This window comes from Micromonospora sp. NPDC002296 (genome assembly GCF_040296145.1).
Lineage (GTDB): Bacteria > Actinomycetota > Actinomycetes > Mycobacteriales > Micromonosporaceae > Micromonospora.
Map to the genome: position 1 here is coordinate 1 of NZ_JBEOWQ010000076.1, position 15,842 is coordinate 15,842.

General features: G+C 76.5%; 2 protein-coding genes. Both read left to right on the top strand.

Annotation, left to right across the window (positions count from 1 at the left end; all coding sequences use genetic code 11):
- Nucleotides 1-5,975, top strand: a 5,975-nt coding sequence (locus tag ABT023_RS27820) for a type I polyketide synthase (RefSeq protein WP_350889522.1), incomplete at its 5' end; no start/stop codon positions are given.
- A 43-nt stretch (nt 5,976-6,018) separates the two neighbouring features.
- Nucleotides 6,019-15,842 (top strand): type I polyketide synthase (locus ABT023_RS27825; protein ID WP_350889523.1); only part of this gene is annotated, 9,824 nt, incomplete at its 3' end.

The window sequence follows — 15,842 nt, forward strand, 5'->3', positions numbered from 1 at the left end:
GTCGGGTGGCGTACGCGTTGGGGTTGGAGGGGCCGGCGGTGTCGGTTGACACGGCGTGTTCGTCGTCCCTCGTGGCGTTGCACCTGGCGGTGCAGGCCCTGCGGCGCGGCGAGTGCGACCTCGCCCTGGCCGGCGGCGTCACCGTGATGACCACCCCCGGCACGTTCGCCGAGTTCTCCCGCCAGCGGGCCCTCGCCGCCGACGGCCGCTGCAAGCCGTTCGCGGAGGCGGCCGACGGCACCGGCTGGGGCGAGGGCGTCGGCGTGCTGCTGGTCGAGCGGCTGTCCGATGCCCGCCGCAACGGGCATCACGTGCTGGCGATCGTGCGCGGCAGCGCGGTCAACTCCGACGGCGCGTCCAACGGCCTCACCGCGCCGAACGGTCCCTCGCAGCAGCGGGTGGTCCGGCAGGCCCTCGCGTCGGCGGGGCTGTCGACGGTGGACGTGGACGTGGTGGAGGCGCACGGCACGGGCACGACGCTGGGCGACCCGATCGAGGCGCAGGCGCTGCTGGCCACCTACGGCCAGGACCGGGGCGACGCCGCGCCGCTGCTGCTCGGGTCCATCAAGTCGAACATCGGCCACACCCAGGCAGCCGCCGGCGTCGCCGGAATCATCAAGATGGTGCAGGCGATGCGCCACGGGACCGTACCCGCGACGCTGCACGTCGACGCGCCGTCGTCGCACATCGACTGGACGGCCGGGGCGGTCGCCCTCGTCACCGAGGCAACGCCGTGGCCGGAGACGGGCCGGGCGCGGCGGGCGGCGGTGTCGTCGTTCGGCATGTCCGGCACCAACGCGCACATCATCATCGAGCAGGCCGACGAGCCCGCCGACCCGGACGTCGTCGCCGTGGCCCCGGGCCTGGTCGGCGCGGACGTGACGGTGTGGCCGGTGTCGGCCCGGTCCGGGGCCGCCCTCGCCGGTCAGGCCGCCCGCCTCGCCGCCCACCTTCAGGGACGCGGTGCCCTCGACGCCGATGCCGTGGCGTGGTCCCTCGCCACGACCCGGTCCACGTTCGACCGGCGGTCCTCGGTCGTCGGGTCGAGCGTCGAGGAGCTGCTGGCGGGCCTGGAAGCGCTCGCGGGCGGCCTGCCTGCCGCCGGCGTGGTGACGGGTGTGGCCGCGTCGCACGGCGCGGGTCCGGTGTTCGTGTTCCCGGGTCAGGGTGCGCAGTCGGCGCGGATGGCGGCCGGTCTGGTCGGTCGGACGCCGGTGTTCGACGCGCGGTTGGCGGAGTGTCAGCGTGCCCTGGCTCCGTTCCTGGACGTGGATCTCGTCGCGGTGCTCACCGGTGAGGACGAGTCGTGGTTGGAGCGGGTCGAGGTGGTGCAGCCGGTGCTGTGGGCCGTCGGCATCGCGTTGGCGGCGGTGTGGCGGCACGCGGGCGTCTCCCCGCAGGCGGTGATCGGTCACTCGCAGGGTGAGATCGGTGCCGCGTGTGTGGCGGGGATCCTGTCGCTGGACGACGCGGCGAGGACGGTTGCTTTGCGTTCGCGTGCCCTGGCGGTGTTGCGGGGCACGGGGGCGATGGCGTCGGTGGACCTGTCCGCGCAGGCGGTCGCCGAGCGGCTGCCGGGATTCCCGGGTGTGGGGGTGGCGGCGGTGAACGGTCCGGGCACGGTGGTCGTGTCGGGTCCGCCGCAGCCGGTGGCGGACCTCGTGGAGGCGTGCCAGGCCGAGGGGATCCGGGCCCGGTTGATTCCGGTGGACTACGCGTCGCACTCGGCGTCGGTGCAGGACGTCGCGGAGCAGTTGCGGGCGGACCTGGCCGGCGTGGCCCCGCAGGCCGGCGATGTGCGGTTGGTGTCGACGTTGACCGGGGACTGGGTGGACCCGACCTCCATGGGCGCGCAGTACTGGTACGACAACCTGCGCCGGACGGTGCAGTTCGACGCCGCCGTCCGGGTGGCGATCGCGGCCGGCCACAGCACGTTCGTGGAGATCAGCCCGCATCCGGTGTTGACGATGCCGGTGACGGCGATCCTGGACGACGCCGGAACCACCGGGCACACCCTGGGCAGCCTGCGTCGGGGTGACGACGACCCGACCCGGCTGTTGACGAACCTGGCCACCGCGCACGCCATCGGCCTGCCCGTCGACCTCACGAAGGTCCTGGCCGCCACGGCGACCGTCGAGCTGCCCACGTACGCCTTCGACCGGGCCCGGTACTGGCTGGACCCGCCCGCCCACCGGGTTCGGGACGTCGGCTCCGCCGGCCTCCAGGACGCCGGCCACCCGCTGCTCAGCGCGGCGATCCCCGTCGCCGAGGACCAGACGGTGGTGCTCACCGGACGACTGTCGGTGCGTACCCACCCGTGGCTGGCCGACCATGCCGTCGGCGGGGCGGTGATCGTCCCCGGCACCGGCGTCGTCGACATGGTGGTCCGGGCCGGCGACGAGGTCGACGCCGGGCACGTGGGCGACCTGACGCTGATCAGCCCCCTCGTCCTCCCACCGGGCGGCGCCGTTCAGGTGCAGGTGCGCGTCGGCGCGCCGAGCGACGCCGGCGAGCGGGTCGTCACCGTGCACTCCCGGCCCGAGGACGACGGCTCCGGCGAGTGGACCCGGCACGCCGAGGGCCTGCTGCTCCCGCAGCTTCCCGCCCCGGTGGTCGTCGCGGGGCAGTGGCCTCCGGCCGACGCGGTCGAGGTCGACGCCGACCTCGACGCCTGGTACGCACGGATGGCCGAGGGAGGTCTCGGTTACGGCCCCGCCTTCCGGGGCCTGCGCCGGGTGTGGCGCGGCGCCGACGAGGTCTACGCCGAGGTGGCGCTGCCCGACTCGGCCGCCGCCGAGGCGTCCCGGTTCGGGCTGCACCCGGCCCTGTTCGACGCGGCTCTCCAGGCCAGCGGGCTCACCGACCTGCTGGGCGAGGACGCCGCTCCCGGCACCGGCTGGATGCCGTTCGCCTTCCGGGCGGTCGGCCTGCACGCCCACGGCGCGACCCGGCTGCGGGTGCGGATGCGGTCGCTGGGCCCGGACACCGTCGCGGTGACCCTCGCCGACACCGCCGGCCAGCCGGTCGCCACCGTCGAGTCGCTGACCTTCCGCCCGGTCGCCGCCGGCCGCGCCGACGAGGCAGCCGCGCTGCGCCGCAGCGCCCTGTTCCACCTGGACTGGACGCCGCTGCCGGCGGGCGACGCGGCGGCGGGGACGACCCGCTGGGCGCTGCTCGGCGACGACACCCCCGGCCTCGGCGACGCGCTGGCCGCCGCCGGGCACCCCGTCGACGGCCACCCCGACCTGGCGGCGCTGGTCGCCGCAATCGAGCGCTCCGGGGACGTACCCGAGGTGGTGGTCGGCCTGAGGGCCGGCTCGGACCCGGCGCGGGCGGCCGAGGCCGCGCACGACGCCGCCCGGGACGCCCTCGCGCTGGTGCAGGCGTGGCTCGGCGAGCCCCGGCTGGAGCAGTCCCGGCTGGTCCTGCACACCGCCGGCGCGGTCGGCGCGGCCCCCGGCGAGGCCCCCCGCGACCTGGCCGGCGCCGCCGTGTGGGGGCTGGTCCGGTCGGCCCAGTCCGAGCACCCGGGCCGGTTCACGCTGCTCGACACCGACGGCGCCGCCGCCTCCCTCGCGGCCGTCCCGGCGGCCGTCGCCTCCGGCGCGCCGCAGCTCGCGGTCCGCGACGGCGCGCCGCTGACGCCCCGGCTGGCCCGGGCCCGCGACGCCGGGGCGCTGCCGCTGCCGGCCGACGGCACGCCGTGGCGGCTCGACGTCACCGAGAAGGGGACGCTGGAGAACCTGGCCCTGCTGCCCGCCCCGGCGCAGGGTGACCTGCCGGCCGGCCACGTCCTCGTCGCGATGCGTGCCTCCGGCCTGAACTTCCGCGACGTGGTGCTGGCGCTGGGCATGGTGCCCGACCAGGAGGTGCTGGGCAACGAGGGGGCCGGCGTGGTGCTCGACGTCGGGCCGGGGGTCACCGACCTCGCCCCGGGCGACCGGGTGATGGGCATCTTCTCCGGGTCGTTCTCCTCCGTCGCGGCCACCGACCGCCGCCTGCTCACCCGCATCCCCGACGACTGGTCGTACGCCGAGGCCGCCGCCGTGCCGGTGGTGTTCCTGACCGCCTGGTACGGCCTGGCCGAGCTGGCCCGGCTGGCGGCGGGGGAGTCCGTGCTGGTGCACGCCGCGGCCGGCGGCGTCGGGATGGCCGCCGTGCAGATCGCCCGCCACCTCGGCGCGGAGGTCTACGGCACGGCCAGCCCCGGCAAGTGGCCGGCGCTGCGCGCCACCGGCCTCGACGACGCGCACCTCGCCTCCTCCCGCACCCTCGACTTCGCCGAGGAGTTCCGCGACCGCACCGGCGGGCGGGGCGTCGACGTGGTGCTCAACGCGCTCAGCGGCGAGTTCGTCGACGCGTCCCTGCGGCTGCTCGCCCCCGGCGGCCGGTTCGTCGAGATGGGCAAGACCGACAAGCGGGACCCGCAGCGGGTCGCTGAGGCCCACCCCGGCGTCGACTACCAGGTGTTCGACCTCATCGAGGCCGGGCCGGACGCCATCGGCCGGATATTCGGCGAGCTGATGGCTCTCTTCGCCACCGGCGCGCTGCGCCCGCTGCCCCGGCGCACCTGGGACGTGCGGCGGGCCCCGGAGGCGTTCCGCTTCCTGAGCCAGGCCCGGCAGGTCGGCAAGCTCGCCCTGAGCATCCCGCAGCCGCCCCGGCTCGACGGCACCGTCCTGGTCTCCGGCGCCACCGGCACCCTCGGCGCGCTGCTCTGCCGGCACCTGGTCACCGCGCACGATGCCCGGCAGCTCCTCCTGGTCAGCCGGCGCGGCCCCGACGCCGAGGGCGCCGACGAGCTGCTGGCCGACCTCAAGGCGCTCGGCGCGGACGTGTCGATCGTCGCCGCCGACCTGGCCGACCCGGACGCCGTCGCCGACGTGCTGTCCATGGTGGACGCCCGGCAGCCGCTGCGGGCCGTCGTGCACGCCGCCGGGGTCCTCGACGATGCCACCGTCTCCTCGCTCACCCCCGACCGGCTCGACGCGGTGCTGCGGCCCAAGGTCGACGCCGCCTGGAACCTGCACCGGGCCACCCTCGGCCACGAGCTGACCGCGTTCGTGCTGTTCTCCGCCGCCGCAGGCGTGTTCGGCGGCCCGGGGCAGGGCAACTACGCCGCCGGCAACGCGTTCCTCGACGCCCTCGCCGAGCACCGTCGGGCCCTCGGCCTGCCGGCCGTCGCCCTGGCCTGGGGCCGGTGGGCGCAGGCCAGCGGCATGACCGGGCACCTCGACGCCACCGACATCCGCCGGCTCGACCGGGGCGGCATGGCCGCCCTGTCCAACGACGAGGCCCTCGCCCTGTTCGACGCCGGCTGGCGGTCCGAACGCCCCGTCCTCATGCCGGCGAAGATCAGCACCGGGTTGGCGGCGCCGGGCGCGCCCGTCCACCCGCTGCTGGCCGGCCTGGTCCGAACCGCCGGCCGCCGGGCCGCCGCCGGTGAGGCCGCCGACGGGCAGGCGTTCGCTGCTACCCTGGCCGGCCTCTCCGACGACAAGCGGGTACGCGCCCTGCGCGACCTGGTGCTGTCGCACGTGGCCGTCGTCCTCGGCCACGGGGACCCGGCCGGCATCGAACCGACCCGCGCGTTCCGGGAACTCGGCTTCGACTCGCTCACCGCGGTCGAGCTGCGCAACCGGCTCGGGGCGGCCACCGGGCTGCGGCTGCCCGCGACGCTGGTCTTCGACAACCCGACGCCGGCGGCGCTCGCCGCGCACCTCGCCGGGCAGTTCGCCCCGGCCGGAGCGGCGGACACCTCGGCGGCGGCCGGGCGGGAGCTCGACCGCCTCGAGGCGGCGCTCGCCGGCCTCGACCCGACCGACGACGAGTTCCGCCGGATCACCGACCGGCTGCACGGTCTGCTGGACCGGCTGGCCGAGCGGCAGTCGGAGGCGGACGGCGACGACGACCTGGAGTCGGCCACCGCCGAGAACATCTTCGACCTGATCGACCGCGAGCTGGAGACGTCGTGACCAGCCGCAACGACCACGGCATGCCGAGTGAGGTGGGTCCACGGTGAGCAACGAGGACGAGAAGTACGTCGAGTACCTGAAGCGTACGACCTCGGAGCTGCGGCGCACCCGGCGGCGGCTGCGCGAGCTGGAGGACCGGGCGCAGGAGCCCATCGCCATCGTGGCGATGAGCTGCCGCTACCCGGGCGGCGTCTCCTCGCCGGAGCAGCTCTGGGACCTCGTCCGCGACGGCGGGGACGGCATCGGCCCGTTCCCCGCCGACCGGGGCTGGGACCTCGACCGGCTGTTCCACCCCGACCCCGACAACCCGGGCACCAGCTACGTGTCCGAGGGCGGCTTCGTCTACGACGCCGCCGACTTCGACGCCGACGTGTTCGGCATCTCGCCCCGCGAGGCCGTCGCCATGGACCCGCAGCAGCGGCTGCTGCTGGAGACGTCCTGGGAGGCGTTCGAGCGGGCCGGGCTGCCGCTGCCGGCGGTGCGGGGCAGCCGAACCGGCGTGTTCGTCGGGGCCGCGTCGCACGGCTACGACGGGATGATGGCCCAGGCCCAGGCCGAGAACGGCGAGGGGCACCTGCTCACCGGCAACGCCACCAGTGTCATCTCCGGCCGGGTCGCGTACACCCTCGGCCTCGAAGGGCCGGCGGTCACCGTCGACACCGCCTGCTCGTCGTCGCTGGTCGCCGTGCACCTCGCCGCGCAGGCACTGCGCAACGGCGACTGCGAGCTGGCGCTGGCCGGCGGCGTGACGGTCATGCCCACCCCGGCGGTCTTCGTCGGCTTCTCCCGGCAGCGCGGCCTCGCCGCCGACGGCCGGTGCAAGGCGTTCGCCGACGGCGCGGACGGCACCTCCTGGTCCGAGGGCATCGGCATGCTGCTGCTCGCCCGCCTCTCCGACGCCCAGCGCCACGGGTACCCGGTCCTCGCCGTGGTCCGGGGCAGCGCCGTCAACCAGGACGGCGCGTCCAACGGCCTGAGCGCCCCGCACGGCCCCTCCCAGGTGCGGGTCATCCGGCAGGCCCTGGCCAACGCCCGGCTCACCGGAGAGCAGGTCGACGTGGTCGAGGCGCACGGCACCGGCACCCGGCTCGGCGACCCGATCGAGGCGCAGGCGCTGCTGGCCACGTACGGGCAGGACCGGGGCGACGCCGCGCCGCTGCTGCTCGGCTCGGTCAAGTCGAACATCGGCCACACCCAGGCCGCCGCCGGCGTCGCCGGGCTGATCAAGATGGTGCTGGCCATCCGGCACGGGATCGTCCCGCCCACCCTGCACGTCGACCAGCCGTCCCCGCACATCGACTGGACCGCCGGGGCCGTCAGTCTCGCCACCGAGGCGACCCCGTGGCCGGCCGTGGACCGGCCCCGTCGGGCTGCCGTGTCGTCGTTCGGGGTGTCCGGCACCAACGCGCACACCATCGTCGAGCAGGCCCCCGCTACCGAGCCGGGCGAGGACTCCCCGGCCCCGACGGCCGGCCGTCCGGTCGTACCGGTGCTGCTGTCGGCCCGGTCGGAGGCCGCGCTCGCGGCCCAGGCCGGCCGCTGGGCGGCGTGGCTGGACGCCGACGCCGACCTGCGTCCCCTCGACGTCGCCCACTCGTCGGTCGTCTCCCGGTCGCCCCTGGACACCCGCGCCGTCGTCGCCGCCACCGGCCGGGACGACCTGCTCGCCGGGCTGCGGGCCCTCGCCGCCGGCTCGCCGGCCGGCGCCGTGCTCACCGGTACGGGCTCGACCCGCGGTCAGCTCGCGGTCCTCTTCTCCGGCCAGGGCGCGCAGCGCGCCGGCATGGGCCGGGAGCTGTACGAGACCTTCCCCGTCTTCGCCGCCGCCCTCGACGAGGCGTGCGGGCACCTGGACCGGGCCCTGCCGCGCCCCCTGCGGGAGGTGCTGTTCGCCGCCGACGGCACCGCCGAGGCGGGCCTGCTGGACCAGACCGTGTTCACCCAGGCCGGCCTGTTCGCCGTCGAGGTTGCCCTGTTCCGGCTCGTGGAGTCGTTCGGGATCGCGCCGGACCTCGTGGGCGGCCACTCGATCGGCGAGGTCACGGCCGCCCACGTGGCCGGGGTGCTCTCCCTCGAACACGCCTGCGCGCTGGTCGCCGCCCGGGGCCGGCTGATGCAGGCCCTGCCGGCCGGCGGCGGGATGCTCGCCGTGGCCGCGCCGGAGGCCGACGTCGTGGCGACGCTGGACGGGCTGACCGACCGGGTCGGGATCGCCGCCGTCAACGGGCCGGACTCGGTCGTGGTGTCCGGCGACGTCGACGCCCTCGACAGGGTCGAGCGGACCTGGCGGGACCGGGGTGCCCGCACCCGCCGGCTCGCCGTCAGCCACGCCTTCCATAGCCCGCTCATGGAGCCGATGCTGGCCCGGTTCCGGGCGGTGCTCGACAAGCTGACGTTCGCCGCCCCGCTGCTGCCGGTGGTGTCGAACCTGACCGGAGCGCTCGCCGACCCCGACGAGATCCGCACGGCCGAGCACTGGGTGCGGCACGTCCGGGAGGCCGTCCGGTACGCCGACGGGGTGACCGCGCTGCGCGCCGCCGGGGTCGACACGTTCCTGGAGGTCGGGCCGCGCAGCGTGCTCACCGCGATGACCGCCGACGCGCTGTCCGGCGACACCGGCGTCCTCGCCGTCGCCGCCCAGCGCGCCGACCGGCCCGAGCCCGCCGCCCTGCTCGCCGCCCTCGGCGAGCTGCACGTCCACGGTGTGCCCGTCACCTGGCAGCCGTGGTTCGCCGACACCGGCGCGATCCGGGTCGACCTGCCCACGTACGCGTTCCAGCACCAGCGCTACTGGCCCGAGTTCGCCCCCGCCGCCGACCAGTCCGGGCCCGCCGACGGCGCGGAGGGCGACTTCTGGGCGGCCGTGGAACGCGGCGACCTGCCCGCCGTGGCGTCCCACCTCGCCGTGCAGGACGACCCGTCCGCCGTCGAGGCCCTCGCCCCGGCCGTGCCGGTCCTGTCGTCCTGGCGCAGGGCCCGCCTCCGCGACGCCACCCTGAACGCCTGGTCGTACCGCGTCGACTGGGAACCCGTCCGCCCCGCCCCCACCCCGGCCCTGACAACCCGCTGGCTGGTCGTCACCCCCACCCCCGCCGATCTTGCAGTTGCGGCCCCCGACACGGGCGTTACGCGGCCTTCGTCGGGGCCCGAAGTGCAAGATCGCGTGGAGCGGGCGGGGATCGCGGGCGTGCTGGGGGGTGCGGGGGCGCGCATTGATCGGCTCGTTGTGCCCGTTGGGGTGGGCCGTGGGGAGTTGGGCGAGGCGCTGCGGGAGTTCGGCGGGTCGGGGTGGGCCGGGGTGGTGTGCGTGCTGCCCGAGGGGGACCCGGGCCTGCCGGACGTTCCCGCCGTGCCGGCCGGCACCGCGCTGCTGCTCGCCCTCGTCCAGGCCCTCGCCGACACCGGCCTGCCCGGCCGGCTCTGGTGCGTCACCCGGGGCGCGGTGTCCGTCGGCGGCGGCGAGACCGTCGCCGACCCGGCGTCGGCGGCGGCCTGGGGACTCGGCCGGGTCGTCGCCCTGGAACAGCCCGACCGCTGGGGCGGCCTGATCGACCTGCCCGCCCGCCCCGCCCGGCCCGCCGACGACACCCGGCCCGGCGACGGCACCCGGCCCGCCGACGACACCCGGCCCGGCGGGGCCGACCCGACGGGTGGGGCCGCCGATCGCCTCGACCGGGCCACCGGGGACGCGCTGCTCGCCGTCCTCGCCGACGCCGGCCACGACCAGGTGGCGATCCGACCGCAGGGCACCTTCGGCCGCCGGCTCGTCCCGGCCGCCCCGCCCGTCGGGGCGGGCTGGCAGCCGTCGGGCACGGTGCTGGTCACCGGCGGCACCGGTGCGCTGGGCCGGCACACCGCCCGGTGGCTGTTGGCCAACGGGGCCGCCGAGGTGGTGCTCGCCTCCCGGCGGGGCCCCGACGCCCCCGGCGCCGCCGAGCTGACCGGGGAGCTGGCCGAGCTGGGCGCCGCCCGGATCGTGGCCTGCGACGTCACCGACGCCGACGCCGTCGCCGCGCTGGTCGCCGGTCTGCCGGACCTGACCGCCGTCGTGCACACCGCCGGGGTCGTCGACGACGGCGTCCTCGACGGCCTCGACCCGGCCCGGATGCAGACCGTCCTCGACGGCAAGGTCCGCGCCGCCCGGGTGCTGCACGAGGCCACCGCCGGCCGGGACCTCGACGCGTTCGTGCTCTTCTCCTCCCTCGCCGGGGTCGTCGGCAGCGCCGGCCAGGGCAACTACGCGGCGGCCAACGCGTACCTCGACGCGTTCGCGGCCTGGCGGCGCGGCCAGGGGCTGCCCGCCACCGCGCTCGCCTGGGGCGCCTGGGCCTCCGACGGGATGGCCGCGGCCACCGCCGCGCTGACCGCCCGGCTCACCCGGGGCGGCGTCAACCCGCTGCCCGCCGCCGAGGCGGTCACCGCACTCGGCCGCCTCGTCAACGCCGCCGAGCCGGCCCTCACCGTCGCCGACGTCGACTGGGGACGCCTCGCCGCCGCCTGGGGCCGACCCACCCCGCTGATCGCCGCCCTGCCCGGGGTGCCCGCCGCACCCGCCGGCCCCGTCCGCGCCGTGGTCGTCGGCCGGTCCCTGCCGCAGCTCACCGAGCTGGTCCGCACCCAGGCCGCCGTGGTGCTCGGCTACCCGGCCGGCCAGCCCCTGCCCGACCGCACCTTCCGCGACCTCGGCTTCGACTCGCTCACCGCCGTCGAGCTGCGCAACCGGCTCACCGCCGAGACGGGCACGGCCCTGCCCGCCACCCTCGTCTTCGACCACCCCACCGTCGCCGAGCTGGCCGCCCACCTGCACGACCGCACCGCCGGCCACGCGCCCGGCGAGGTGGTCGCCGACGGCACCGACCTGCACCGCGAGCCGATCGCCATCGTCGCGATGAGCTGCCGCTTCCCCGGCGGGGTGTCCTCGCCCGAGCAGCTGTGGGACCTGGTCTCCGGCGGCACCGACGCGATGACCCTGATGCCCGGCGAACGCGGCTGGAACGTCGCCGAGCTGTACCACCCCGACCCCGAACACCTCGGCACCAGCTACGTCCGCGAGGGCGGCTTCGTCGCCGGGGCCGGCGAGTTCGACCCCGCCTTCTTCGGCATCAGCCCCCGCGAGGCCCTGGCCATGGACCCGCAGCAGCGGCTGCTGCTGGAGACCACCTGGGAGGCGTTCGAGCGGGCCCGGATCGACCCGACCGCGCTGCGCGGCAGCCGCACCGGCGTGTACGTCGGCACCAACGGCCAGGACTACGGCTCGCTGCTGATGGCCGCCGGGGGCGTCGACGAGAACTACCTCGCCACCGGCACCTCCGCCAGCGTCATCTCCGGCCGGCTGGCGTACTCCTTCGGGCTGCACGGCCCCGCCGTCACCGTCGACACCGCCTGCTCGTCGTCGCTGGTCGCCATGCACCTCGCCGCGCAGGCCCTTCAGGCGGGGGAGTGCGACCTGGCCCTGGCCGGCGGCGCCACCGTGATGGCCACCCCCGGCATCTTCGTCGGCTTCTCCCGGCAGCGCGGGCTGGCCGCCGACGGCCGGTGCAAGCCGTTCGCCGGAGCCGCCGACGGCACCGGCTGGGGCGAGGGCGTCGGCCTGCTGGTCCTGCAGCGGCTCTCCGACGCCCGCCGCGACGGCAACCCGGTCCTCGCCGTCGTGCGGGGCAGCGCCGTCAACCAGGACGGCGCGTCCAACGGGCTCACCGCCCCCAACGGCCCAGCCCAGCAGCGGGTCATCCGGCAGGCCCTGGCCAACGCCCGGCTCACCGCCGACCAGGTCGACGCCGTCGAGGCGCACGGCACCGGCACCACCCTCGGCGACCCGATCGAGGCGCAGGCGCTCATCGCCACGTACGGCCACGACCGCCCCGCCGACCGCCCGCTGTGGCTCGGCTCGATCAAGTCGAACATCGGCCACACCCAGGCAGCCGCCGGCGTCGCCGGGGTGATCAAGATGGTCCTCGCCATGCGGCACGGGGTGCTGCCCCCCACCCTGCACGTCGACGAGCCCACCCCGCACGTCGACTGGTCCGCCGGCAGCGTCGAGCTGCTCACCGCCGCCCGTCCCTGGGAGCCGGCCGACGGCGTCCGCCGCGCCGGGATCTCCTCGTTCGGCATCAGCGGCACCAACGTGCACACCATCCTCGAACAGGCCCCCGCCGACGAGCCCGCCCCGACCGCCGGCGGGCCGACCGGGGAGCTGCCCTGGGTGCTGTCCGGGCGCACCGCCGCCGCCCTCACCGCCCGCGCCCGCGACCTGACCGCCCACCTCGACACTGTCGACGACGCCGCGCTCGTCGACGTCGGCTGGTCGCTGGCGACCACCCGGGCGGCCCAGGACCACCGGGCCGTCGTCCTCGCCGCCGACCGGGACGCCCTGACCACCGCGCTGGGCGCGCTCGCCGACGGCCGGCCCACCTCGGACACCGTCACCCGGGGAGCCGGTACGCCGGGCGAGGTCGCCTTCGTCTTCCCCGGCCAGGGCTCCCAGTGGGTCGGCATGGCCGCCGAACTGCTCGACACCGCCGGAGTCTTCGCCGAGAAGTTCGCTGCCTGCGCCGAGGCGCTGCGCCCGTACGTCGACTGGTCGCCGGTCGACGTGGTGCGCGGCGCGCCCGGCGCGCCCTCCCTGGACCGGGTCGACGTCGTCCAGCCCACCCTGTTCGCGGTCGGCGTCTCCCTCGCCGCGCTCTGGGAGTCGTACGGGGTCCGCCCGACCGCCGTGGTCGGGCACTCGCAGGGCGAGATCGCCGCCGCGCACGTCGCCGGCGCCCTCACCCTCGACGACGCGGCGGCCGTGGTCGCCCTGCGCAGCCGGATCATCGCCGGCATCGCCGGGGACGGCGGGATGGTCTCCGTCGCCACCACCGCCGACGAGGCCACCGGCACCATCACCCGCTGGGACGGCCGGGTCGCCCTCGCCGCCGTCAACGGGCCCACCTCCGTCGTCGTCTCCGGCGACAGCGCCGCCCTCGACGAGTTGGTCGCCCACTACGAGGCCCGCGAGGTGCGGGTCCGCCGGATCCCCGTCGACTACGCCTCGCACTCCGCCCACGTCGAGCCGCTGCGCGACCAGCTCCTGGAACTGCTCGCCGGGCTGACCCCGCGCACCAGCGAGATCCGGTTCCGTTCCACCGTCACCGGCGACTGGCTCGACACCGCCGGCCTCGACGCCGACTACTGGTACCGCAACCTGCGGCAGACCGTCCGCTTCGACGACGCCGTGCGCAGCCTCGTCGCCGCCGGCTACCAGACCTTCGTCGAGGTCAGCGCCCACCCGGTGCTCACCATGGCCGTGCAGGAGAGCGTCGAGCTGGCCGCCGCCGACCCGGGCGCGGTCACCGTCACCGGCACGCTGCGCCGCAACGAGGGCGGGCTCGGCCGGTTCCTCCGCGCCGCGGCCGAGGTCTACGTCGGGGGTACGACCGTCGACTGGCGGCCCGCGTTCGCCGGGCTCGCCGCGCACCGGCGCGACCTGCCCACGTACCCCTTCCAGCGGCAGCTCTACTGGCCGCAGCCGGCCCCGGCGTCCGCCCCGGCCGCCGGCCCGGCCGAGGTCGACGAGGTCGACGCCCGGTTCTGGGCCGCCGTCGAGGCCGAGGACCTGAGCGCCCTCACCGCCGAACTCGCCGCCGACGCGACCGACGCCGTGCCCGAATCGGCCGTCGCCGACGTGCTGCCCGCCCTCGCCGCCTGGCGTCGCCGGCACCGCGACCAGGCCATGGTGGACTCCTGGCGGTACCGCGACGCCTGGCTGCCCGTCGCCGCCGACGGGCCCGACGAGCCCACCGCCACCGGCACCTGGTGGCTGGTCACCGGGCCCGACGACGCCGACGCGGCGCAGGCCGCGTTCTGCCGGGAGGCCCTCGACCGGCGCGGCGGGACCGTCGTACCCCTGACCCTGGACGCCGAGCGGACGGACCGCGCCGCCCTCGCCGACCGGCTGCGCGACCTCGCCGCGGCGGGACCGGTCGCCGGGATCGTGTCGCTGCTCGCGCTCGACGAGACGCCCGCCCCGGCGCACCCGTCCGCGCCGGTCGGCTTCGCCGGCACGGTCACCCTGACCCAGGCCCTCGGTGACGCCGGCGTCCGCGCCCCACTGTGGACGGTGACCTCCGGGGCCGTCTCCACCGATTCCGCCGACCCGCTGCCGCACCCCGTGCAGCAGCTCGCCTGGGGCTTCGGCCGGGTCGCCGCCCTGGAACACCCCGACCGCTGGGGCGGCCTCGTCGACCTCCCCGCCGAGCTGGACGACGCCGCCGGCCGGCGGCTGGTCCGCGTCCTCACCGGTGCCGACGGCGAGGACCAGGTGGCCCTGCGTCGGGCCGGCGCGTTCGGCCGACGGCTGCTGCGCGCCCCGCTCGGCGACGCCCCCGCCACCCGGACCTGGCGGCCCTCCGGCACCGCCCTGGTCACCGGCGGCACCGGCGCCCTGGGCGGGCACATGGCCCGTTGGCTCGCCGCCAACGGCGCGTCCCACCTGGTGCTGCTCAGCCGGCGCGGCCGGCAGGCCGAGGGGATCGCCGAGCTGGAGGCCGAGCTGGTCGGCCTGGGTGCCCGGGTCACCGTGGCCGCCTGCGACGCCGCCGACCGCGCCGCGCTCGCCGCCGTCATCGCCGACGTGCCCGCCGAGCACCCGCTGACCACCGTCGTGCACACCGCCGCCGTCCTCGACGACTCCGTGATCAACTCGCTCACTCTGGAACAGGTCGACTACGCGCTGAGCGCCAAGGTCAACGCCGCGCTGAACCTGCACGAGCTGACCCGCGACCTCGACCTCGACGCGTTCATCCTGTTCTCCTCGATGGCCGGGACCGTCGGCAGCTCCGGCGTCGGAAACTACGCCCCCGGCAACGCGTTCCTCAACGCCCTCGCCGAGCACCGGCGCGGCCTCGGCCTGCCCGCCACCTCCATCGGCTGGGGGGCGTGGGGCGGCGGCGGCATGGCCGAGGGCGACTTCGGCCGGATGCTGCACCGCCACGGCGCGCCCGAGATGCACCCCCGGCTCGCCGTCGCCGCGCTGCACCAGGCCGTCGAGCACGACGAGACCTTCCTGACCATCTCCAACATCGCCTGGGACCGGTTCTACGTCGCGTTCACCGCCACCCGGCCCGGGCCGCTGATCGCCGAGATCCCCGAGGCGCAGCAGCTCCAGGCCACCAAGGGCCTCGTCGAGGCGAAGGAGGCGGAGGAGACCGGCCCGGCCGGGTCGTTCACCCGGATGAGTGCCGCCGAGCGCCAGCAGGCGCTGCTCGACCTGGTCCGCGACCAGGCCGCCACCGTCCTCAAGTACGACGGTGGCCAGGCCGTCGACCCGCACCACGCGTTCCGGGACCTCGGCTTCGACTCGGTGACCGCCGTGGAGCTGCGTAACCGGCTCGCCACCGCCACCGGGCTGCGCCTGCCGGTGACCCTGGTCTTCGACTACCCCACCGCCACCGCGCTCGCCCGGCACCTGCACGAGGAACTGGGCGGCGAGGCCGAGGCTCCGGCGGAGACCGCCCCCGTGACGCTCAGCGACGACGAGCCGGTGGCGATCGTCGCCATGTCCTGCCGGTTCCCCGGCGGCGCCACCGACCCGGAGCGGTTCTGGCAGATGCTGCACGCCGGCCGGGACGCCGTGTCCGACCTGCCCGGCGACCGGGGCTGGGACGTCGAGCGCCTGTACGACCCCGACCCCTATTCCACCGGCACCTCCTACGTCCGCAGCGGCGCCTTCCTGTACGAGGTGGCGGACTTCGATGCGGGCTTCTTCGGGATCTCGCCTCGTGAGGCGTTGGCGATGGATCCGCAGCAGCGGTTGTTGTTGGAGGCGTCGTGGGAGGTGGTGGAGCGGGCAGGGGTTGATCCGGCGGGGTTGCGGGGTTCGCGAAC